Annotated in this window: 11 protein-coding genes; 6 read left to right on the forward strand and 5 right to left on the reverse strand. The window is 46.7% G+C overall.

The features are described from left to right. Positions 1-138 precede the first annotated feature (138 nt). The 3 genes from phnX to phnW are packed head-to-tail and all read right to left on the reverse strand — an operon-like array spanning position 139 to position 3,438. Positions 139-963: a phosphonoacetaldehyde hydrolase gene (phnX, locus tag OCU35_RS14315; protein WP_017029509.1), complete on the reverse strand. Its 825-nt coding sequence runs from the start codon at positions 961-963 to the stop codon at positions 139-141. After that, positions 956-2,335 carry an aspartate aminotransferase family protein gene (locus tag OCU35_RS14320; protein WP_261826348.1) on the reverse strand — a complete coding sequence of 460 codons (1,380 nt, stop codon included), beginning with the start codon at positions 2,333-2,335 and terminating at the stop codon, positions 956-958. Before OCU35_RS14320 ends, phnX begins: the two co-directional genes overlap by 8 nt. Continuing rightward, on the reverse strand, positions 2,335-3,438 hold the full coding sequence (phnW, locus tag OCU35_RS14325; protein WP_017029507.1) for a 2-aminoethylphosphonate--pyruvate transaminase: 1,104 nt from the start codon (positions 3,436-3,438) through the stop codon (positions 2,335-2,337). The genes OCU35_RS14320 and phnW overlap by 1 nt, the downstream gene beginning before the upstream one ends. Before the next feature lie 236 nt (positions 3,439-3,674). Between phnW and OCU35_RS14330 the strand changes: the two genes are divergently transcribed. Beyond that, positions 3,675-4,679, forward strand: a complete 1,005-nt coding sequence (locus OCU35_RS14330; RefSeq protein ID WP_261826349.1) for a putative 2-aminoethylphosphonate ABC transporter substrate-binding protein — start codon at positions 3,675-3,677, stop codon at positions 4,677-4,679. Between the two features lie 325 nt (positions 4,680-5,004). Here OCU35_RS14330 and OCU35_RS14335 read toward each other — a convergent pair whose 3' ends face one another. Together OCU35_RS14335 and OCU35_RS14340 are read right to left on the reverse strand one after the other, a co-directional pair. Continuing rightward, positions 5,005-6,225, reverse strand: coding sequence for an MFS transporter (locus tag OCU35_RS14335; protein ID WP_017029504.1), 1,221 nt, complete (start codon positions 6,223-6,225; stop codon positions 5,005-5,007). A gap of 9 nt (positions 6,226-6,234) precedes the next feature. Further along, entirely contained in the window at positions 6,235-6,432 is a 198-nt protein-coding gene (locus OCU35_RS14340; RefSeq protein ID WP_065210885.1) for a hypothetical protein, read from the reverse strand. Between the two features lie 359 nt (positions 6,433-6,791). On the opposite strand from OCU35_RS14340, the gene OCU35_RS14345 reads away from it, so the two are divergent. From OCU35_RS14345 to OCU35_RS14365, 5 genes are all read left to right on the forward strand, one after another. Further along, positions 6,792-7,913 carry a putative 2-aminoethylphosphonate ABC transporter ATP-binding protein gene (locus OCU35_RS14345; RefSeq protein WP_102360321.1) on the forward strand — a complete coding sequence of 374 codons (1,122 nt, stop codon included), beginning with the start codon at positions 6,792-6,794 and terminating at the stop codon, positions 7,911-7,913. Positions 7,914-7,915: 2 nt separating this feature from the next. Next, complete coding sequence (locus tag OCU35_RS14350) at positions 7,916-9,652, forward strand: putative 2-aminoethylphosphonate ABC transporter permease subunit (protein WP_261826350.1); 1,737 nt, start codon at positions 7,916-7,918, stop codon at positions 9,650-9,652. A 27-nt stretch (positions 9,653-9,679) separates the two neighbouring features. Then, a complete protein-coding gene (phnR, locus tag OCU35_RS14355) occupies positions 9,680-10,384 on the forward strand; it encodes a phosphonate utilization transcriptional regulator PhnR (RefSeq protein WP_017029500.1) in 705 nt (234 codons plus the stop codon). Between the two features lie 156 nt (positions 10,385-10,540). After that, positions 10,541-11,947, forward strand: coding sequence for an FAD-dependent oxidoreductase (locus tag OCU35_RS14360; RefSeq protein ID WP_261826351.1), 1,407 nt, complete (start codon positions 10,541-10,543; stop codon positions 11,945-11,947). A gap of 155 nt (positions 11,948-12,102) precedes the next feature. Next, entirely contained in the window at positions 12,103-24,633 is a 12,531-nt protein-coding gene (locus tag OCU35_RS14365; RefSeq protein WP_261826352.1) for a VCBS domain-containing protein, read from the forward strand. The last annotated feature ends 211 nt before the right edge of the window (positions 24,634-24,844 follow it).

The following is a 24,844-nucleotide window of genomic DNA, read 5'->3' on the forward strand; positions in this document are numbered from 1 at the left end:
GTTTTATCGGGGACCTTTTAGTTTAAGCAGTGCGAATAGATTCCCGACCAGTGTGCTGGCCCAAAAAAGCGTTCGGGAATAACAGAGCTTTAAAAAACTGACAGCTGAAAGCTTCCAGCTGTCAGCTAGTCCCGTCCCCTACGGCCTTTCACCCGCCGCTAACCTACGCTCAATATCCGCTACAACCTCTGGGAAATCAGCAATCGTATCAATCAAATAATGCGGATTGCTTTTCTCCAATTTAGCTCGTGCTTTATCGCGTCCTGCTTGCAGTGTTGCTTCATCTGCATCTAGGTATTCTTGAAGTGTTAACCCTGCCTCGTTACCTGATAGCAATAAACCAACGGTCCACATGCCGGCGTTGTGGCCTTCATCAATACCGGGTGCTGCGTCATCAACCTTAATACAAGCTCGAACATCGCTAACGCCTAAATCAATGACATTTTTCAATGCCATGAATGGAGACGGGCGACCGCCCTGGGGAAGATCATCGGTAGCGACAACGCAATCGGGTTGGTAGCCGTAGTCAGACGCTGCTCTAACTAGTATATCCATGACTTGTCGTGGGTAACCTGAGCATGAGCCAATCTTGATATTTTTATCCTTAAGCCCTTGAACAACCTCAAGTGCATGAGGGATAGGCGCGGCATGATCCGCTACCTTTGCCTTTTGCAGTGGCATGAAGGTTTGATAGATCTTGTCGATATCTTGCGTGTCCATAGGCTGTCCAAATCGCTCAACCCAGCGTGCGTTTACTGAAGGGATTCGACCGACTGCTTGAATATGGTCCCATTTTCCTAGTCCCATTGGCTCGCGAGCCTCTTCTAATGTGAGATCGAAGTCGTATTCTGTCTTGAATGCTTCAACAAAGATGCTAGTTGGTGCAAATGAACCAAAATCTACAATAGTGCCGGCCCAATCGAAGATGACGGCTTGGATTGGTGAAACAGGTGAGTTAGACATAGTTAAAATCCTTACATACTTTTGCAATCGCACGTTCAAATATTTGAAGTGCACTAGTGAGTTCTTCACGAGAGATAATCAGAGGCGGGCTCAGCTGGATTACGTTACCTTGTGACACTTTAAAGCTCAGACCATCGTTTAAACATTGATATAAAGCCGCTTCGGCTTCGTCGAAGGCGCGCTCTTTGGTGACATGATTGGTGACCAGTTCGACGCCCCATAAAAGCCCGATGCCTCGCACATCTCCAATCACTGGATATTGCGCTTTCATGCGCTCAAGCTCGGCTTTTACAAACAGGCTATCTTCACGCACTTTGTCTAGCAGCTGGTCTTGTTCAATGGTGTTGATGGTGGCAAGTGCAGCTGCGCAACCAATAGGGCTCTTTTCATGGGTATAGTGACCCAGTGATACTTGAGCCGCTGTGTTGTATTTGTCTTTTGTTACCATGGCCGCAATTGGCACCACACCGCCGCCTAAGCCTTTACCAATACATAGAATATCCGGCTCAATATCATAGGCTTGGTAGGTAAACCACTCGCCACTGCGTCCCATGCCATTTGGGATATCATCGATGATGAGCATGACATTGTGCTTGTCACAAATCTCTCGCACACGCTTCCAATAGGCCTTGCTTGGTACTTGCACATCGGTGTTGCGAACGGCCTCAGCAATGAAGGCGCCAATGCCCCCTTCTTTCTCGATGACGTACTCTAAATAGTCGGCATAATGCACATCGCTACCGTCTTGAGACGGCAAGGCACCTCGATAAGATACTGCTGGAGGAATGCGCTCCACCCCTGACATTAGCGGCCCCATGCCCTCACGAAAACAGGCCTCACCACCTACAGATATGGCATCTAAAGAGGCGCCGTGAAACGAGTCCCAAAGTGAAACCACTTTGAAGTTTTTAGTAACGTGACGAGCAAGCTTGAGCGCCATGCCGACCACAGAAGTACCACCGGGTGCGAACAGCACGCGGTTTAGTTCTCCACCACAAATCTCAGTGAGCTTTTCAGCACAAGAAACAGCGGTTTCGTTGGTAAAACGGCGTGGAGAAAAAGGCAGTTTCGCCAATTGCTCACTAATGGCATTCAGTACCGCAGGGTGACCATGGCCAAGCTGGTGGACATTATTACCGTGAAAATCCATGTACCTTTTACCGTGAGTATCTTCTAGGTAGATACCATCAGCGCTTTCCAGTGAATCGAGACAAGGCGTCGACATCGCTTGATGCAGAAACACCTCAGAATCTCGTTTTAGGAGCGCTTGAGTGGGTGCATGTTGTAAAGATTCATTCCAAAGCGTACGTGCAGGGGTAGTATTGACGTCCCCTTCACTTCGAAAATGCGTAGAAGCAGTTGCTGCAGTCATTACACCATCTCCCAGTACATGCTTTGCTTCACAGCAATAATTAAGCGTTTGATGTCTTCTGGATACACTTCACCTATATTGCCAATGCGAAAGCAATCGGCGTTAGAGACTTTACCCGGGTAGATAACAAAGCCCTTTTCTTTCAATCGGTTATAGAACTCTTTGAACTGATAGTCGCTATGTGTTGGTGAATAAAAAGAGGTGATGATTGGCGAATGTAGCTCTTCATTTAACAAAGGAGCGAAACCAAGAGAGCGCATGCCTTGCACTAATGCTGTTTGGTTTTCTGTATAGCGTGCTTCTCGCGCTTCTATGCCACCTTCGGATTCAAGCTCAAGTAGCGCTTGATAAAAGGCGCGCACGGTATGCGTCGGCGAAGTAAAGCGCCACTTGCCGTGGTTGTCCTGCATGCACTTCCACTGCGCATAAAGGTCTAAGCTGAGAGAACGGGCTAAACCGTGACACTTTTCTAGTTCACTTTGTTTCGCGATGACGAAACCAAATCCAGGTACACCTTGGATGCATTTATTGGCAGAGCTGATCATAAAATCGACGCCTATCTCACCAATATCCATCTGGATTCCGCCAAAGCTGGACATAGCATCAAGGATGACCACCTTGTTGTAACGCTTAGCCAGAGAGATTAACTCTTTGATTGGATTCAGCATTCCGGTTGTGGTTTCACAATGGACCACTGCAAGGTGAGTAATATCACTATCACGCTGAAGCAACGCTTCAACGGCATCAAGGGAAGGTCGGCTCGTCTCGCCAGGAGCTAATGTCTCACAGGCAATATTAAGGTAGCCGGCGATCTCTGCCATGCGCGCTCCATAAGCGCCATTGTCGACCACTAAAAGCTTGCCGTTACTAGGAATCGCCGAGCCAATAGTGGCTTCAACAGAGACTGTACCGCTACCTTGCATTAATACACTGGTGTAACCGGATTGGTTGGTAGCCAGTGTTACTAACTTGCTACGAATGACCTCAACGATCTCTTTGTTGTATTCGTCATCCCAAGTACACCAATCCTTAAGCATGGCCTCACGAACGGTTTCTGAAGTTGATAGGGGACCAGGTGTCAGTAATAGATATTCATTTCTCATTATCTTTTCTCATTTGGACTATACCAATTAATGTTTGTACCTTAACAAGGCACAGTTCGATGAGTAAATAGGCAGAAAACAGATTTCATAAAACCTTCATCTAACGGTGTAATCTGTCAATAATTACTCTATTTCGTCTTATAAATGCCATTTTTTGTTCATTGAGTCGTAATAAAACCGCTCTAACCTAAGTCTCGTTATCTGGCACAGACCATCAATATTTAAGGAATAAAAAGATGAAAAACCGTTTTATTAAGGGCTCTCTAGCGGCGCTAGTAGCGACACTGGCAACCAATGTATTTGCAGCAACAGAAGTGACGGTTTACACCGCTTTTGAGGCAGACATTCTTGCTAAGTATAAAAATGCGTTCGAACAAGCTAATCCAGATATCCAAATTAAATGGGTACGCGATTCAACGGGTATCATGACGGCGAAGTTGTTGGCAGAAAAAAACAACCCACAAGCAGAAGTAGTGTGGGGATTGGCTGGCTCTTCAATGGCGCTATTGAAAGAAGAAGGCATTCTTAAGCCATACACACCAAATGGCCTAGACAAGCTACGTGTAGAGTTGAACGACCCACAAGGTGAACAGGCGTGGTACGGCAACGATGCATTCTTTAACGCTGTTTGTTTCAATGAAACAGTCGCTAAGCAACTTGACCTTCCAAAACCAACATCGTGGGAAGACCTAACTAACCCTGTATACAAAGGCCAAATCGCAATGCCGAACCCTGCATCATCAGGCACGGGTTACATGCAGGTATCTGCGTGGCTACAAAACATGGGTGAAGATAAAGGTTGGGCATACATGAAAGACCTTCACCAGAACATCGCACACTACACACATTCTGGTTCTAAGCCATGTGTAGAGGCGGGTATGGGTGAGGTTGCTATCGGTATTTCTATGGCAAGCCGCGGCGCGAAACTAAAAACTCAAGGTGCACCGCTAGATGTGATTACTCCTGCTGGTATTGGCTGGGAATCTGAAGCCGTTGGTCTAGTAGCGCCGTCTGATGCTGCAAAGCGTGTAGTTGATTGGTCTATCTCAAAAGAAGCAAACGAGCTTTACATTGAAATGTACCCAGTTGTAGGTCACAAAGACGTAGAAGCAACCATCGCCAACTTCCCGAACGTACAAAAGAAAATGGCGAAAATGGACTTCGCCCGCATGGGTAACGAGCGCTCAGACGTTCTAAAAACATGGTCTGATAAGTTTGACGGTAAGTCTGAAGCGAAGTAATTCGAGCAGTAAGAGCGAAGTATAATCAAACGTCATCCTGACGAAATTCAGGATCTTGGGGAGCACACCGTTAGTTAGGCTGTTTCTAAGATCCTGGATAGTTGCTCTGCAACTTCCAGGATGACGGTATTGATGACACTATGAAAAAGTTCACTAAAGAAGCGCGAATATACCCCAATTCGTCATCCTGATAAAAACTGGATTGCCAGCCCAGTGGAAGCCAGCCCAGCAGGATCTTAGGGTGCACATAGCAGAAATCAGTACTCTCCAAGATCCTGGATAATTGCTCTGCAATTTCCAGGATGACGATAACCTTGTATCTAATCTAGCTAGCCACTACAACCTTCCTATCAATCGGCGTTGCATTAATCGGCAGGTGCACAACCGCAGCTACCAGTGCCAACGCTACCGTAGACCACCAAATTGGTTCGTACGAACCGTAATGATCGTAGATGCTGCCGCCAACCCAAGCGCCCAAGAAGCTGCCGATTTGGTGACTAAAGAATACTAATCCATACAGCGTCGACATGTACTGCGGTCCAAAAATTTGACGCACTAAGCCTGAAGTCAGTGGCACAGTACCTAGCCAAACGAAGCCAATCGCACCACCAAATATTGTCGCACTGAACTCGGTGATTGGCAGAGTTACAAACGCGGCGATGATGGCTGCGCGAAGCAAGTAAAGCACGAAGCTGATGTGTCGTTTATCGAACTTATCCGCCATCATACCCCAAAAATATGAGCCAAAGATGTTGAAGATACCTACATAGGCGAGCGCCATAGCCGCGCTTGATGCAGGTAGGTTTTTATCCGCCAAGTAGCTTGGCAAGTGGGTGGCGATAAACATTACGTGAAAACCACATACGAAGAAGCCAAGGTGGATTAACCAATATCCTCTGTGAGCAAATGCCTCTTTTATCGCCTCTTTAAGGGTGATGTCATCATGGTGTTTTGGCTCTTGAGCGTTGGTGACCTTGGCTTTCTTGTTGCTCTTCATAAAGGCAACAAACGCAATGATCAAGGTACACAGCATAGCAAAACCTTGCATCGCACCCTGCCAACCGAAGTTCGCCAGCATAGTCTGTGCGCCTGGGATCATGGCAAACATACCAAAAGAGCCCGCAGCCGTGGTTAAGCCAAATGCTTTAGCTGCATGTTGAGCTGGAACCACTTTTGCTACTACGCCAAGAATGATCACGTAGCTAGTGGCACTTAAACCAAGCCCCACTAACGCGCCCAATGACAAATACACAACTGCAGTAGAAGTAGTAATTGAGGTCAAAAACAGACCTAAGCCATAAGCTAATGCACCCATAATGATGATGCGCTTAGCACCCCATTTATCTGCGGCCATGCCAACGAAGGGTTGGAACATGCCAAACAGCAGGTTTTGCAGCGCGATAGCAAGGCTGAAAAACTCACGACCCGTATCAAAGTAGTCTGAGATTGGCATCATAAAGATACCAAACGACTGCCTGATACCTAGGCTGATGATTAATATACCAATCCCTATCCACACGACAGGTGGGAAACGAAAAATGCTCATGTGTGGCTCCTAGTGATGGTGCTTGTGCTGATGGTGTTCGGCGGCGTGCATGTGACCCTCTATAGAATCATGCTGGTGGCAACCGGCAGCCATGGCTTGCTCTGCAAGTACATCTAGCATGGGTTGGCAGTTATGTACCGCCAGCAAACTGACGCTGAGCGCGAGTGTCCAGCGTACTAATTGTGCGGTCAAAGATTGTGAGAACATATGCAAAGGTTGTTCGAAAATAAAGGCGCGAATACTAAGGATAGAGCACCCATGAAGCAAATGATAAAAAGGGGATTAGTCTATGCAATTCATGCATATATTCGAGAAATTAGCTGTCAGCTGTCAGCTGTCAGCCGCAAGCCGCAAGTCGCAAGCCGCAAGTCGCAAGTCGTTAGAGTGCTCGGGGACGACGGATTATTTGGCGCGTGTTTTTAAAAGTCTACCCAGAGCCCAGAGCCTAGGACCCATTTCCCTAGAACCCTGCATCCCTTCCAAAATTGTCATAATTTGTCTACTTAAGTGTAATCTGCTTGTCATGCAATAAATCTATGGTTGGTATATACCATTTGGAGGGTGTTATGGATACCAATCAAACCTATTTACAGATTAACAATGTAGTGAAGCAATTCGGTCAGTTCACTGCACTTAAAGATATTTCATTGAGCATTAACAAGGGCGAGTTTGTGTGCTTTCTTGGCCCTTCAGGCTGTGGAAAGACAACCTTACTGCGCGCTATTGCAGGCTTAGATTTGCCAACTTACGGGCAGATTGAGCAAGCAGAGAAAGATATCACCTTTTTACCACCAGAGAAGCGTGACTTTGGCATTGTGTTTCAGTCTTACGCGCTTTTCCCTAACCTGACGGTTTCAGAAAACATTGCTATTGGCCTGCGCAATCAAGGCTCAAGTAAATCTGAAGCAGAAGAAGCGGTGAATCAATGGCTAGAAACCATTGGCCTACCAACATCAGGGAAAAAATACCCTAGTCAGTTATCCGGTGGTCAGCAGCAACGTATTGCCCTGGCTCGCGCCCTTGCGCTGTCTCCGGGTTTATTGTTGCTAGATGAACCACTATCGGCGCTAGATGCGAAAGTACGTACTCACCTTCGTGAAGAAATCTGTCTTTTGCAACGCAAGTTGGGCATCACTACCGTCATGGTGACTCACGATCAGGAAGAAGCGCTATCAATGGCTGACCGCATTGTGGTGATGAACCATGGCGTGATTGAGCAGGTAGGAACGCCGCAAGAGATCTATGAAAAGCCAGCCACACGCTTTGTTGCTGAGTTCGTGGGCAGCATGAACTTCCTTGAAGCGAAGAAAGTGAGTGACACCCAAGTGCTAGTGCATGATCACTTGATTGACGTTGAGTGTGCTAAGTACATGCAAAACAAGGTGGTTTCTGAAGCTTTGGGCGACAAGTTCGAATTGGCCCTAAGACCAGAGAGCCTGTTCTTTACTGAATCCAATGAAAACTCACTCACAGTAATGATTGAAATGCTTGAATTCCAAGGCGCCTACATGCGCGTCGATTGCCGCATCTATGGTCATCCAGAACTGCCACTGATTGGTGTTGATGTGCCGGTCAGAGAAGCAAGAAAGCTCAACTTGAAGCTTCATGAAATACGTTACCTCGAGTTTGTCACTAAGCATATGCATGCCTACCCACTCGCGAAACAAACCGTGCAAGAGGCGGCCTAGTCATGAGTACAAGCGCAATGGATCATAACCCTGTACCCACAAAGGTACCTAGTGCCAATATCTGGACGTTTTGGACCAAAAAACTGAGCCGCGACAATCTCATGCTGCTCGGTATTCTGGGTGTGCTATCGCTATTCATGTTGGTATTCATCTTGATGCCACTTTGGGCGATGCTGACTAAGAGTGTGCAGAACTCTAGCGGTGAGTTTGTCGGACTCGAGAACTTCATTACTTACTTTTCATCACCGAGTTTGTGGTATTCCCTGACCAACACATTAACCGTGGGCTTTCTGGTTATGGTGATTGTGGGTGTGCTGGCATTTGGTTATGCCTTTGCGCTTACGCGCTCATGCATGCCTTTTAAGACGGTATTTCAAGTGCTGGGTATGGCGCCAATATTGGCTCCTTCGCTACTGCCCGCCATCAGTTTGATCTTTTTGTTTGGCAATCAAGGCGTGCTTAAGGAATGGCTTGGCGGTCAGTCGGTGTATGGCTTGATTGGTATTACCATGGGTCTGGTGTTTTGGACCTTTCCTCATGCGCTGATGATTCTGACGACCTCACTTCGCACCTCAGACGCAAGGCTTTATGAGGCCGCTAGATCGCTGAAGACCTCACCACTAAAGACCTTTTTTATGGTGACTCTGCCAGCAGCAAAGTACGGCCTTATTAGCACACTAATTGTAGTGTTTACCCTAGTGGTGTGTGACTTTGGTGTTCCTAAGGTCATTGGTGGTAGCTACAACGTTTTGGCGACAGACATCTTTAAGCAGGTAGTGGGACAACAAAACTTTGCCATGGGCGCGGTGACCAGTATCTTATTGCTAATGCCTGCACTGCTTGCGTTTGCTGTGGATCGCTGGGTGCAGAAGAAGCAAAAGAGCCTGTTTGATACTCGCTCGGTTGCGTACGAACCAAAGCCGAACAAGCTTCGTGATAATGCTTGCCTTGTGTACTGCATCGTAATTTGTATCGCAGTGCTGGGTGTTTTAGGTATGGCGGTGTACGGCTCTTTAGTCACCTTCTGGCCTTGGAACAAAGCGCTAACCCTGAACAACTACAACTTTAGTGAGCTCAGCACCTACGGCTGGAGCCCTTACTTCAACTCATTGACTCTGGCTGGTTGGACTGCGCTAATCGGTACTGTGGTTATCTTCATTGGTGCCTACTGCATTGAGAAGGGACGTGCATTCGGACCACTGCGACAAGCAATGCAGATGCTGAGTGTGGTACCAATGGCTGTACCGGGTATGGTGCTAGGCTTGGGTTATATCTTCTATTTCAACGATGCCAATAACCCGCTTAATGTCATGTACGGCACTATGGCGTTCTTGGTCGTAAACACAGTTGTGCATTACTACACCGTTGGACACATGACAGCAGTAACCTCACTGAAGCAGATCCCTGCTGAAATCGAGTCTACAGCGGCATCGGTGAAACTACCTCAATACAAGTTGTTCTTTAAGGTGACGCTACCTGTTTGTTTACCCGCTATTCTAGATATTGCTACATACTTATTTATCAATGCTTTAACCACGACCTCGGCAGTAGTATTCTTGTATTCTACCAATACGATTCCTGCGTCTGTGTCAGTGTTGAATATGGATGATACTGGGCAAACAGGCGCGGCGGCGGCAATGGCAGTAATGATCATGATTTCGGCGGCAACCGCTAAACTGGTACACGTTGTATTAGACAAAGTGCTAGGAAAGAAAACTCAAGCGTGGCGTAAGCGATAAGCTTGTAACAAACGAAAAGGAAACTCCGTGCAGTACGTAAAAATTAAAGACGTTATCGTTGAGCAGATTGAGTCAGGGTTATTAAGCCCAAGACAAAAGCTGCCGTCGGAGCGCAAACTGGCTGAATCGTTTGATACCACGCGAGTGACTTTACGAGAAGCGCTGTCATTGCTTGAAGCTGAAGGGAAGATCTATCGAGAAGATCGCCGTGGGTGGTTTATCTCACCTGCGCCATTGCGCTACGACCCAACGCGAACTCTCAACTTTAATAATATGGCGCTGCAGCAAAACCGCATACCAAGAACGGAACTGGCATTGTCAAAGAATGTCATGGCAACCAAGCAGGCGTCTGAGCTACTTGATTTGCCTCCGTTTTCAGATGTTGTTCAGGTTGAGCGTGTTCGCTATCTTGAAGATAGACCTGTGGTGTATGTGATTAACTACATTCGCCCTGAAATGGTGCCAAATTTGCTTCAGCACGACCTGTCTCAATCACTCACCGAGCTATACAAAGAGCATTACGGCATTGAGTATTTAGAGACCCGTTACCGCGTGAGCACCACCTCATTGCTAGGGCAAACCGCAACGGCACTTCGCGCCACATCTGGAAGCCCTGCCATGATGGTAGAACGCTTGAACTACGACCAACACGGCAACCTAGTCGACTGTGATATCGAATACTGGCGTCATGATGCGATTTGTATTGAGTCGTTTGCGAAGTTGGAGCGGTGAGTGACGCCCTCTCGTCATCCTGATTTTCATCAGGATGACGACGCATGTGTTTTATCCAAACTTTATTACTAAATAACCCAGGCAAATGCTCTGGGTTATATTCTCACGCCTAAAATTTGGCGTATCGTACAAAATTAACTCAAAAGCAGGTGTGTCATGAGTGAAAAAACGCATCCTTGTCATTGGATAGCAGAAGCCAAGCAAAAGGAAGATTGGGACGAGCCTAGCCCGCTACAGCAGGATATCGAAGCCGATGTGTGTATTGTCGGAGGCGGTTATACGGGGCTGTGGACTGCCATCATGCTCAAACAAAAGTCACCAGAGACTAAGGTGGTTGTGATAGAAAAGCGCTTTTGTGGCTCGGGCGCATCCGGTGTTAATGGCGGGTGTATGCTGACTTGGGCAACGAAATACCCGTCTATGGTAAAACTGTTTGGTGAGCAACAAGCAAAGTTTCTAGTACAAGAGTCTGAGCAAGTTATTTATGAGATAGAAGCCTTTTGCAAAGAGCACGACATAGATGCTGGTCTTCGTCGTCACGGCACCTATTACACCGCCACCAATTCCGCTCAATGCGGCTCAATGAGCCCAACCGTAGAAAAGCTTGAAGCCCTTGGCATCAACAGTTGGAGTAAAGCCAGTGAGCAAGAGCTCAAAGAGAATACTGGCTCGAACAAGCATATTGAAGGTTACTTTTCGGATGCCGCAGGCAGTGTGCAGCCTGCGTTGTTAGCGCGTGGATTACGAAGAGTCGCGCTACAGCTTGGCGTCGAGATCTATGAAAACACAGAGATGACCAAGCTGGACTTTGGTCAGCCTGCGAAGGTGGTAACAAAGCAAGGCGTCGTCACAGCAAACAAGGTGGTATTGGCCCTTAATGCTTGGATGGTCGAGCAGTTCAAAGCGTTTAAGAACAGCATAGTCGTGGTGTCTTCAGACATGGTGATCACCAAGCCTAATCCAGAAAAACTTAAGCAAGCAAAGCTCGCCAATGGCGCAACTGTGGTCGATTCACGCATTTTTGTTCACTACTATCGCGACACGGTGGATGGACGCTTGATGTTAGGAAAGGGAGGCAATCAATTTTCCTTTAACAACCAAGTTGAGCCGATGTTTAATCAACAATCTAAGTACTTGAGTCTACTAAAGCATTCATTCGATACGCTTTTCCCGAACATAGGTCGGGAGCAAATCGCTGCCAACTGGACTGGGGGCTCGGATCGCTCCACTACAGGCTTTCCATTCTTTGGCAATATTAAGCAGCAAAACAACGTGCTTTATGGCTTAGGCTATTCTGGCAACGGTGTAGCTCAAACTCGCATTGGTGGAAAGATCCTGTCTTCAATGGTGCTGGCAGAAAACAACGATTACGCCAAGTGCGCGTTAACAGGTGGCCCAAGAGGGTACTTCCCCCCAGAGCCGGCTCGCTGGTTAGGTGCCATGATGGTTCGAGACGCGGTTCGTCGAAAAGAGAACGCCGAAGACAAGGAGCAAAAGCCCTTCGTAATAGACAAGCTACTGGCTAAATTAGCCGGTCCAGCAGGTAAGGCTGATAAGGTATAGGTTGATATTTAAACGGTTAGTTAGCACTTGTTTTCATATATGTAAAAATTAGTTTGTAAAAAAGGGGACTGTATATCAGTCCCTTTTTTTATACAGTACACCGTCAATGCTAGTGCATATTTTTTGTTTACGGATGATTACGGGCGGTATATTTGATGGCAAATGAAGACAAAACTAAGCGAGTTATTAAAGATGCTAAAAAACAGAATGAGCAAGGTCGAATCAAGAAGACTCGCCAGTTCTCCATTCCAAGAACTTATGTACCTCGCTCAGTCGCTCTCATTCTACCCTCGTATCATTTTGGAGGTAAGGCTTCAGAGGGCGGAGTTGATTCTGAAATTTCGCACACAGAATATGTAAATACACCTCAAGATCTCGCGTATAGCCCAATTGAAACAAAGGGCAATCAGATAGTTCATCCAGAACCAGCACCTTATATCGCTGGTGGTGATTATGAGCCACCACACCATACTGAAAACACCGGTAGCCATCACTTCACGCAGCCTCATCATTATGGAAAGCCTGTCACTAGCACGCCTACGAATACCTTCGGTCAGACGAACTTAACACCTATTCCAACCATTAATTCTCATACAGTTGAGCACAAAGATTATTCATATTTGACACCTCCGGTGGTTGGGTTACCTCAACCTGGAACAGTCGTAGAAGACACCACACTGGCAGTATCAGGAACAGTTGATATTCATAGTGCGCAAAAAGGCGCTCCACTAACATTTACTCCCGACAACTTGCATGGCCAATACGGTGAATTCACCCTGAACAAGGATACGGGCGAATGGAGCTATGCCCTTGATAACAGTCATCACCAGAATCTTGCACAGGGTGAGACTCACACTGAAATTTTGCACGTAACCGCGACTAGCGCTGCAGGCGTATCTGTCCATCAAGATATTACAGTCACGGTACAAGGTACCAATGATATTCCGGTTATCACCAGCCAAGCACAACATGAATCAACTAAAGAAGACGGTGTTCTATTCGTAAATGGGCAAGTTTCTGCTTCCGATGTGGATCATGGGGCAGTGTTGACCTATACCCCTGATAATCTTCAGGGACAGTATGGTTTGTTTTCATTAAACCCTTCGACAGGGAAGTGGGCATACACCCTTAACAACCAAGGCGATCAAGCCCTAGCGGAAGGCGAGCACCACACTGAAACCATGCTAGTGACTGTTACAGACGAGCACGGCGCTACGACTACTCAAACAGTCACGGTTGACGTAGAAGGTACGAACGATAGGCCTGTGATTACCAGTCAACCCCAAGCAGGCACTGTGAAAGAAGATGATGTATTGGCGGTTAAAGGTCAAGTAACGGCAACAGATGTAGACCATGGGTCTTCGTTAACCTACACGCCGGATAATCTTCAAGGGCAGTATGGTTCGTTTTCATTAAGTTCTAGTTCAGGTCGATGGATCTACAAGCTAAACAATAATGCTCACCAAGCTCTAGCTCTGGGTGAATCTCATACAGAAAACATGCTGGTTACCGTAACCGATGAGCGTGGTGCAAAGACTACACAGCAAGTGACGGTTACCGTTGAGGGTACTAATGATAAGCCCGTAATCACCAGCCAAGCTCAAACCGGAGCCGTCAAAGAAGATGACGTGCTATTTGTTCGTGGTCAGGTAACCGCGACCGACATCGACCATGGGGCTGTGCTTACATATACCCCTGATAGCTTACAAGGTCATTATGGCAGCTTTACCCTTAATTCCGGTGCAGGCACCTGGACCTATAAGTTGGACAACAATGGCCATCAAGATTTAGCTTTAGGTGAGCATCACACTGACGTGATGTTGGTTACTGTAACCGATGAGCATGGTGCTAAGGCGACTCAAGAGGTAAGGGTTGAAGTTACTGGCACCAATGATAAACCTGTAATTACAAGTGGCGTACAAAGCGAAACGGTAAAAGAGGACGCGACTTTATTTGTTCGAGGTCAGGTAGTAGCAACCGATGTAGATAATCATGCGGTTCTTACTTACACCCCTGATAATCTTCAAGGGCAATATGGCTCCTTTACTCTAAACAAAAGCTCTGGATCTTGGGCATATAAATTAGACAATGCTGCTCATCAAGCCTTAGCAGAGGGTGAACATCATACTGAAACCTTGTTAGTTACTGTAACCGATGAACATGGCGCTAAGACCACACAGCAGGTGACGGTTGAGGTTGAAGGCACCAATGACCGACCTGTTATTGCCAGTCAGGCGCAAACCGGTGCGGTAAAAGAAGACGCTACCTTATTTGTTCGCGGTCAGGTGACCGCAACGGATGTCGACAAGGGCGCCGTGCTTACTTATACACCAGATAGTCTGCAGGGTCAGTATGGCTCATTTACCTTAAATAAAAACTCCGGAACATGGACCTATACACTAGATAATAGCGCTCATCAGGAACTGGTTGAGGGACAGTATCATACCGAAACGCTTTTGGTCACGGTAACCGATGAGCATGGCGCTAAGACCACCCAAACGGTCACGGTTGATGTTGAGGGGACTAATGACAGACCTGTGATTACTAGTAGCGTGCAACATGAGAGTGTCAAAGAGGACGCTACTTTATTTGTACGAGGTCAGGTTACGGCATCTGATGTTGATAACCATGCAGTTTTAACTTACACCCCTGATAGCCTAACAGGCCAATACGGTGCCTTTACTTTAAATAAAAGCTCAGGTGCTTGGACCTACAAGCTTGATAATTCTGCTCATCAAGCACTTGTAGAGGGTGAGCATCACACTGAAACGTTACTGGTTACAGTAACCGATGAGCATGGCGCTAAAACGACTCAAACAGTCACAGTTGATGTCGAGGGTACCAATGATAAACCCGTAATCACTAGCAAAGCGCAAGCTGAGACGGTAAAAGAAGATGATGTATTAACCGCTACAGGACAGATAACGGCTAGCGATGTAGATCATGGTGCTGTATTAACTTATTCGGCTCCACAAACTGAAATGACAGGCGCGTATGGCAGTTTCACGTTAAATCCAAGCTCGGGCGTATGGCACTATAAACTCGATAATACTGCTCATCAGGCCCTAGCATTTGGAGAAACCCACACTGAAACACTGCATGTGACGGTTACCGATGACAAAGGTGCAACCACCACACAAAGTGTTGTGGTAACAGTAGAAGGCACTAACGATAAGCCAGTCATTACAAGTTCAGCACAATCAGGCTCAGTCAATGAAGACGGCACTATGTTCACTAAAGGTCAGGTCTCTGCCTCGGATGTGGATAATGGGGCCATTCTTACCTATACCCCAGATAACCTTCAAGGTCACTACGGGAGCTTTAGCCTAAATCCGAGCTCAGGTACTTGGACTTACACACTGGATAATCAGCACCATCAAGACCTTGCCGAAGGTGAGAAGCACACAGAAACCTTGTTGGTTACCGTCACCGATGAGCATGGTGCTAAGACCACTCAGCAAGTGACGGTTGATGTGACAGGCACGAACGACAGGCCTGTGATCACCAGTAATCCTCAATCAGCGGGAGTGAAAGAAGACGACGTATTACTCGCTCGCGGTCAGGTGACTGCGACTGATGTCGACAAAGGCTCTGTGCTCACTTACACGCCAGATAGTCTGCAGGGGCAATATGGCTCATTTACTCTTAATAAAAGTTCGGGTACGTGGACTTACACTCTTGATAACCAGCATCATCAAGATCTTGCGGAGGGTGAACACCACACAGAAACCATGTTGGTTACAGTGACCGATGAGCATGGCGCTAGGGTAACACAGCAGGTATCCATTGATATTGAGGGCACCAATGATAGGCCCAAGATCACCAGTCATGCGCAGACCGGCTCTGTAACCGAAGATAAAGTCTTAGATGCTAGCGGTCAGGTAATCGCGACTGATGTAGACCATGGTGCGAAACTTTCCTATACCCCTGACAGCCTACAAGGAAACTATGGCGTCTTCACTCTGGATAAAACCACTGGCGCTTGGCATTACTCTCTAGACAAAGCAGCCTCACAGGTCTTGGGTGATGGAGAACACTACCAAGAGCATATGTTGGTTACTGTGACAGACGAGCATGGAGCAAAGGTGACTCAACAGGTATCGGTCGATGTTCAAGGCACCAATGACGCTCCGGTTATTACCAGTCATCCACAGGCCGAAACAGTTAAAGAAGACGATGTGTTATTTGTGCGTGGTCAGGTAACTGCGACGGATTCAGACCAGCATGCAACTCTACAGTATTCAGCCACCAATAATTTGCATGGTCAATACGGTACCTTCACCTTAAATCCAAGCTCAGGCGGTTGGACTTACACGCTAGATAATGCCAACCAAAGAGTTCAAGCACTGGCTCATGATGAGACTCATACCGAAACATTGCATGTGTTGGTGACTGATAACAATGGGGCTACGACTACTCAAGATATAGAGGTAACGGTAAAAGGTACCAATGATAGACCTGTTATTTCATTGCACGGCAGTGATGCCGATTCAGGCAGTGTGATTGAGGAAGGCTCTACTGCTGCGGGTCAACCAATCACTGGCTCTGCAACGACTACTGGGCACCTGACAGGAACGGATGTCGATAGTGGTGATACTCAATCTTGGAGTATTATCAATCCAATTGGCGGTCATGCCGCTGGTGATGGCGTTTATGGTCATCTAACGGTCAATGCTAACGGCCAGTGGACCTATGCCCTAGATAACAGTCGAACTGAAACCCAGGCTTTAACTCAAGGGCAGCAAGTATCTGAAACCTTTACGGTAAGAGTGACCGATAGCCAAGGGTTAACCGCGGAACATCAGGTGACAGTCAATGTAACTGGCAGTAACGACCAAGCACATATAACGGGTCAAGATTCAGCAACCTTAACCGAAGACACTGGTTTCAATACGAAAGATCAACTGCATACGAGTGGCGATCTAGCGGTAACCGATGTTGATAGTAATGAGGACCATTTCAAAGCCGAGACAATTAACGGACAGTACGGTTCGTTAACTGTGGATACTCATGGTCATTGGCATTATGAAGCAAATAATAATCAGCGCGCTATTCAAGAGCTAAAAGCGAGCGATTCACTCACCGATACCATCACAGTACAGAGTGCAGACGGTACGACCCATGATGTGGCTATTACTATTAATGGTACTAATGACCTGCCAGTGATTGCTAATACTGGCGACAAAGGAAACGTTGTCGAGGCTGGCTCTCACCCTGATGGGCATCGTCACCCGAGCGCAGAAACTGGCACACCAAGTGTATTCGGTACCTTGAGTGCTCAAGAGACAGATAAAGGCGACCCTGCTCACTGGGCGGTGACTAATGGGCAAGGTACATATGGTTGGTTGGTAATCAATGCTCGCACGGGACGTTGGGAGTACACCCTAGATAACACTCAAAATGGCCCAGCTGATAGGCTTCACCAAGGTGAGGTTGTTACTGAGCACTTTGAGGTAACCTATACCGACTCATCAGGCACACCTGTTAAACATACGGTAGAGATAACGGTAACGGGTTCAAATGATGTACCCGTTATCAGCGGCACCCATACAGGAGCTGTAACCGAGGCTGGTGGCACAGCTAATGCTGTAGCAGGTACTCCATTTATAGCAGGAGATCTAAGCGCAACAGACTATGACAACAATGACGGCACACTAACTTGGTCAGTTGATGGTGCAACCTCAGGCACTGAAACCCGAGTCGGGAAGTTTGGTACCTTTACCATAGACCAAAATGGCCACTGGCATTATCAACTGAATAACTCAGACCCTGACGCCCAGAAACTGCAGCAAGGCCAAAATCCAACCGAGACATTTACAGTTTTGGTGACCGATTCATCTGGCAAGCCAGTAGAGCAGGAAGTGACAGTGACTGTGCATGGGACTAACGACGATCCTGTCTTGGCGGCGTATGTGCCCCAAACTTTTGCTGAAGACTCTAGTAGCCACATAAACAACCACAGACAATTTGTGCAACTCCCAGCACTGACTGACGTTGATGACACTCACCATACCTTTAGCTTGGAAAGGGGGCACCCTGGTTGGGTTAGCATTGATCAAAATGGGCAAGTTAGAGTAAAAACGGATGCAGGGGCGTTGCAGCATTTGTCAGTCGGGGAACATCTCGACCAAGACGTTGTTGTAATAGTAGAAGATGATCATGGTGGCACGACTAAGCAAACTCTGCATTTAACTATCCAAGGTACAAATGACACGCCACGTTTATCTGTACTAAAAATCGAAGATCGACCTGGACACTTTAGTCATCAGCAAAGTATGCAGAGCACTGGTAACAATGCTCACCAACCACAGCTTTCTGTCAACGAAGATAGCCAGATAGCAGGCAAGGTATTCTTCAATGATGTAGATGACCACAAGGACTCTAACCATCCGCAAGGTGATACTTATACCTTTACCACTCAGGTAAAAGTAACCGATGAGCACGGACACACCACAACCGTATCCGCTCGAGATGCTGGCTTAACTCTGGGAAATGATGGGCATTTCACCTTTGATGCCAGTGCACAGATATACCAGCATCTGCAGATTGGTCAAAATGCCAAAGTTGATGTGCTAGTCACGGTTACTGACAATCATGGTGCGCATGACCAACAGCATGTGCATTTCACTGTACATGGCCAAAATGACGCCCCAACCGTAACTCAAGTAAACCCAATGCACGTGGACGAAGACCATCACTTGAAGTTTACCCTGGGTAGCAGTCACCCTAGTTGGGGGCAGCCACTAGTGGATATTCAAGATATCGAATCGGATAAACTAGATATCTACAACCCAACTGTTGATCCTAAATATGGTCGCTTGGTGGACCATGGTATGGGACGATTCGAGTTTATTCCTGCAAAGGACCAAAATTTTGACACCTTTGGCCTAGTACCAATTAAGTTTGAGATTGATGACAACCATGGTGCTCGAGTTACTAGAGAGGGGCAGATTCGTGTCGATCCTGTCAATGATGCGCCAGTTGCACATGTGGTCAATTTGCCTGACATAGATGAAGATTCAGGCTCTATTCATATCACTCAAGCTGAGCTCTTGGCTCATACTTCGGATATCGATAATGTTAAGGGTGACCTGGCTGTTACCTCGCTTACTCTGTCAGATAGAACGGCCGGTATCCTAAGTGGTGATGCTCAACATGGTTGGACCTTTACTCCAGCTAAGAACTGGAACAGTCATAAGGCTGGCCATGCCCTTAGGTTTAATTTTGTGGTTAATGACGGTAGCGGTGGTCAGGATAACAATCACGCTAATCTTCATATTCGACCAGTCCAAGATATCGCTGTAATAACCGATGCGAAGAATCCACCTCATACGCAGGATAAGTCAGTAACCGATGGAACTGGGGATTCGCTAAAAGCAGAAGGCTATCTTCAGGTTGTTGATCCTGATTTAAATGAGGACCACTTTAAGGTAGTTAGTTCTATTCCTGTCTCACATGGTTTTGCGTCTATCGACCGAGACGGGCATTGGGTTTACAGCCTAAACCCGAAAGATCCAACCGTATTGGCTCTAGGTCAGGGAGAAACATTAACTGATCACTTTGTAGTGCATTCGGCTGATGGCACGGCGCACACTGTTGATATCTTAGTCACAGGTAAAAATGAAGCGCCTGTTGTGACTAAGCTCGATACTATCATTGCGAGGGAAAGCAACACATCTTCATTGAATGATCCGCAGGTATTGATTCATGGCCAACTGCATGTTCATGATAGTGATGCCAATGACAAATTGACCTTCACCCTAGACCATGCGGTTGATGGGTTGACGCTTGATCCAACTACGGGGGGCTATACGTTTGACCCTTCCAATCCGGCATACAATCACTTACGCCAAGGCGAGAAACAGAGCATTCCTGCACAAGTGACTATCTCTGATGGGCATGGTGGTGTGACTCATACGGTACTCGCTATCGAGATAACAGGTACCAATGATGCGCCAAAAGCTAACGCCGTACCGCTACCTACTACATTCGAAAATCAACCTGTTACTTTTACGGATAGTCAGCTGCTAAGCGGTGCGACAGACCCAGATACTGGCGATCATTTATCCATTGCTAAGTTAACCGCAGGGACCAATGCCCATCCACAGGCTCTGTCAGATGTTAAGCTACACGATCCAAGCGTGGGCTTCTTAACTCAAGATGGTAAGGGTGGATATGTATTTACTCCTCGAGCTGGATATACCGGTAGTATTCAAATCGACTATTCGGTTACTGATGGGATTGAAGAGACTCGAGCCTCTACCTCTTTGGATGTAAGAGCGATTCCACACATATCAGTGCCCTCAATTATTAATGGTGGGCATACAACGACCAATACTCAGACTAACCCTCCGCAAAAGCCGGTGGATACCTTTACTCAGAGCGAGTATCAGGCTTCGATCAAAGAAGATGGTCAGCCAAGCGTGTCCGGCATAGTTAAGGAAACCCACTCTGGGTCAGGCGGGGGGCATACTCAGGTACATGGTCACAACCATATGGTTGGTAATTATGGCTATTTGCAGGTGACCACCGATGGGCTCTGGACCTATAGGCTCAATAACCATCAGTCTCCAACAGACCTAATCAACCAACTTGCAGTGGGTGAAACCGCAGAAGAAGTCTTTACCTTAACCAGTGATCATGGCTATACAAAAGTTAAAGTAACCATCACAGGTTCAAACGATAAGCCTACAATCACGGGTGAGAGCAGTAGCGTTTACGACCATAGCAACCAATTGGTTCCAAACGCGAAGCCAGGGGTTGCTGAAGTTGATACCCTAGAACTTCATGGTGATTTCACTGTTACAGATGTCGATCATGGTGATCATCTTACCTTTAGTGAAGGCAAGGTTACTGGCATACCTAGTGAATTCTTAGACTCTAGTGGACACTTGGCAGGCTTAACGGTGAATCCAGATGGTACCTATGTTTTCGCACCTGATAGCTCTAACTATGGATCAATTCCTCCCGGTCAAAGTAGAACCTTTACCGTTCCTGTAGTCGTTACTGATAAGGGTGGTCTCACGGATACAACCAACCTTGTATTAACGGTGGAAGGTCATAACCGACCTCCAGTGGTTGCGCATCACGATGTGCAATTGCAGGGACAGAAAGAGGACTTTGGTACCCATACGGTTTCCGCGCATTACTTGCTTACCCTAGCTGGTGCAACCGATCCCGATGGAGATCCTTTGCATGTGACGCATTTGACGATCACAGGTGCCAATGGTGCACCTGTTACGGTTCGAGATGATGGTCACGGCAACTTCATTTTTAGCTCTATACAGAACCAGCATGGAGACCTGCACTTTAGCTTTGAAGTAACCGATGGTATGCCTCACTCTCAGGCTCAAACAGTTACGGCTACTTTGCCTGTATCTGCGGTGAACGATAATCCTGTCGCTGCTGATTTCAAATTGGGTAGTGTGGCGGAATCTACCACAGCAACGCCAACACCTACCCATGTATTCACAGAAGCGCAGTTCTTGGCACATGTTAAAGACCCCGACATTGCAACAGACCAAGATGTATTGCATTTAACCGGAACGCCGACTCTTGTAACTGGTGATCAAGCCAAGGGCAGATTTGAAGTAAGTGGTAATGTTTATCGCTTTGTACCAACCGATCCAAACTTCCACGGCACTGTGCATGTGACCTATGAGGTTACAGATTCATCAGGCGCTAAAGCTACGGCTCAAGCTGCGATCGTGGTAACGCCAACCAACGACCCCGCAGTTATCACTAATCCTAAACCAGATTTTGTTGAAGAAGACGGCAAAGCCACTGCTAGTGGACAATTAGGGATTACGGATGTTGATGGGTCTAATCAAGAACACTTCCATGCGAATAGCCATATCGGTGGGCAGTTCGGGTATTTGCAATTGGATAGAGATGGAAATTGGAACTATGTCCTGACTCGTAGTGATAAACCAGGAGTACAACAACTGAGTGCAATAGGAAAACTGACCGAGCACTTCCACATTACATCCCAAGATGGCACTAAGTACGACTTATCCGTAGAAGTTCGCGGTACCAATGATGATCCTGTGCTAAATGCCATTACCGCTATAAACGGAAAAGAGGGAGGTAATACTCTATCAGGACAAATACATGCTACAGATGTGGACACGCAAGGCTCACGCACCATTGATAACCCTGCGGATGTGTTGATTTATGAGACTCAATACACTCATGCTGGGTTTTCGCTAAATTCGGCCACCGGCGCTTATAGCTTGGATCTTAAAGACCCGATCTTCGAACACCTTGCGCAAGGTGAAAAAGAAACACTGACGGTGCCTGTAACCGTGACTGATAATAATGGCGGTAGCAGTCATACTCGCAACCTTGTGATTACCGTAACCGGTACTAATGATGTGCCTGTGCTTGATGCCATTACACAAATTACGAAAAATGAAGATGACGCTGTCGTCACGGGCCAGCTTAGCGCCCATGATGTTGATAGTGACAACTTGCAAGGGCAACACACGACTTACCATTTGCAAGGTAGTCAGGTTGCAGGTTTTACCTTGAACCCTGATGGAAGTTATAGCTTTGACCCTCACGCATACAATGCTCTAAAAGTGGGTGAACACAAGGATATTACCATTCCTATTATTGCTCGTGATAATCATGGTGATAGTGCACCACAAAACTTGGTGATTCATCTAACCGGAACCAATGACGCCCCAATCATTACTGGTACAAGTACAGCAACGGTAACTGATGGCCCGTCTATATCCGCTACGACCACAACGGCCGAACAACTGCATATTACAGACCCAGATAGTGGTGAATCTCACTTTATTCAAGAGCTTAATGTCGTGCCTGATAGCACTAGTGCTAACCCTGGTTTCCAGCAATCTGCCTACGGACACTTATCAATAACAGCTGATGGTAAATGGCAGTACCATGTGGATACACCGGACGCCATAAAAGCGATTCCTCATGGCGAAACAGTTACAGAAACCTTTACTGTGCATTCTGCAGATGGGGCACAGCACACTGTTGCCGTGACTTTGCAAGGTAGCAATGAGGCGGCGACAATTGGTGGTACGATTGCTGGGGTAGTAACAGAAGATAGCAGTGCTAACACAACGGGCAAGCTAACGGTGACTGATGTTGATAGGGGTGAGGAGCATTTTCAAGCTACAACTGCAGCAGGAACCTATGGAACCCTTGATGTCGATCGTAATGGTGAATGGACCTATACATTAAATAATGCAAACCAAAATGTGCAACGACTTGGAGCAGGTGTGCAGGTCACTGACACTATCAAGGTTCAATCAGCAGATGGTACAAGCCAAGATATTACTGTATCCATTACAGGTACTAACGACGCGCCGACTGTGTTCCATGCACTAACTAAGACACTCAATGAAGATAGTTCGTTGAATTTGCGGCCAGTCATGTTTGGTTTCACAGATACAGACCAAGGCGATACCTTGCATTCAATCTCGTTGACTAGTATCCCTGATCCTGCAACTGAGGGACAATTACTACTTAATGGTAACCCTGTTACGTCGGGGCAAACTATTGCGAAAAACCAAATTAGTCATTTGGTGTTCAATCCAGTGACAAACTTTAATGGTGATGTTCACTTTGGTTATAAAGTCAGTGATGGTCATGCCGACTCTGCAGAGCAAACCGCGACACTTCATGTAACGCCTGTCAACGATCCAGCGCAAATTAGCATGGCTGTATCTGCGCTTGTGAGAGAGGACTCACCAACGGGCAAAACTGCTGGATCTCTTAGCATTAGTGACCCTGACGGCTCTTCCGAGGAAGTCTTCAAAGCGGCAACAGGCTTACATGGCCAATATGGTGAGCTAGATATCGATGAACATGGTCATTGGGGATACACCATGACTAAACAATCTGATGCTGCTATTCAGGGGTTAAAAGAAGGAGAGACACTAATAGATAAGGTCACCGTCTATAGTCAGGATGGCACTGCTTATGAGGTAGAGGTTCAGATCTCAGGCGAGAATGACTCCCCTACAGTGACACCAGTACAGGGGATGACTGAACAAGCAGGACAAACCCATGTATTCAGTAGTGCTGATTTTGGATTTAAAGACATTGATGGTGATGCGTTGCATCATATTACCGTTACCTCACTTCCAGACCCTGCCGTCGGCGTTCTAGAGCTGGATGATGGGCATGGCGGCGTATCGGCTGTTACAGCGAATGCACCAATATTGTCTAGTGATTTAGATCATTTGCGATTTGTACCAGCTCAGGGAGTTCAAGGTGGACAGTTGGTAGCGTTCGACTATACCGCTAATGATGGGCATGTAGATTCAGTTCCAGCTACTCTTAGCATGATGTTGGAAAATCCAGCTCCGGCACCACAGCCATCCTCTCTTTCGTCGGCGGATGAAGCGGATACGAATATTATTGAGAATGCAGTTGTCACCTTAGATGATCTTGCTACAGAGCAACCTGAACAAACAGGGGCTCAAGCCTATTTAGCTCATTTGGGTATTGTGCAACACAATCACGACGGCCCTCACTCTCTTGATACTCCAGCAGATCTGGACCTTATTTTTGCATCATCAGAGGTAATACGAGATGAGCATGGGGTTGATAGTTCAACAATCATGGGAGATGACTCACCAGATTTAGAGCATGAGACCCATGATGACTTTAATCACCACCATGACCTTTTGGTCGAACATCATTATTAGTTGTGCAATAGAAAACTAATAATTGGTCTTAATTAGCGGTCTATTATTTAATCATTCGTCCTAAAGTACATTGCTCTTAATGTGCTTTAGGACGCTTTGCGTAATTATTAGACACAAAACGGTAAACAAGGTTATTTAATGTGTGAAATACTCGTCAAAGATACTAGACTGAAATTGTTATCTCTTTAATGTAACTACTGATTAACTATAC

The sequence above is a fragment of the Vibrio breoganii genome (genome assembly GCF_024346795.1).
GTDB lineage: Bacteria > Pseudomonadota > Gammaproteobacteria > Enterobacterales > Vibrionaceae > Vibrio > Vibrio breoganii.

What these genes read in the sequence shown, in the direction of transcription:
- OCU35_RS14360 (WP_261826351.1), top strand. Translation starts at nt 10,541, where the DNA reads ATGAGTGAAAAAACGCATCCTTGTCATTGGATAGCAGAAGCCAAGCAA.
- OCU35_RS14345 (WP_102360321.1), top strand. Translation starts at nt 6,792, where the DNA reads ATGGATACCAATCAAACCTATTTACAGATTAACAATGTAGTGAAGCAA.
- phnX (WP_017029509.1), bottom strand. Translation starts at nt 963, where the DNA reads ATGTCTAACTCACCTGTTTCACCAATCCAAGCCGTCATCTTCGATTGG.
- OCU35_RS14330 (WP_261826349.1), top strand. Translation starts at nt 3,675, where the DNA reads ATGAAAAACCGTTTTATTAAGGGCTCTCTAGCGGCGCTAGTAGCGACA.
- phnW (WP_017029507.1), bottom strand. Translation starts at nt 3,438, where the DNA reads ATGAGAAATGAATATCTATTACTGACACCTGGTCCCCTATCAACTTCA.
- OCU35_RS14320 (WP_261826348.1), bottom strand. Translation starts at nt 2,335, where the DNA reads ATGACTGCAGCAACTGCTTCTACGCATTTTCGAAGTGAAGGGGACGTC.
- OCU35_RS14365 (WP_261826352.1), top strand. Translation starts at nt 12,103, where the DNA reads ATGGCAAATGAAGACAAAACTAAGCGAGTTATTAAAGATGCTAAAAAA.
- OCU35_RS14335 (WP_017029504.1), bottom strand. Translation starts at nt 6,225, where the DNA reads ATGAGCATTTTTCGTTTCCCACCTGTCGTGTGGATAGGGATTGGTATA.
- OCU35_RS14350 (WP_261826350.1), top strand. Translation starts at nt 7,916, where the DNA reads ATGAGTACAAGCGCAATGGATCATAACCCTGTACCCACAAAGGTACCT.
- OCU35_RS14340 (WP_065210885.1), bottom strand. Translation starts at nt 6,432, where the DNA reads ATGTTCTCACAATCTTTGACCGCACAATTAGTACGCTGGACACTCGCG.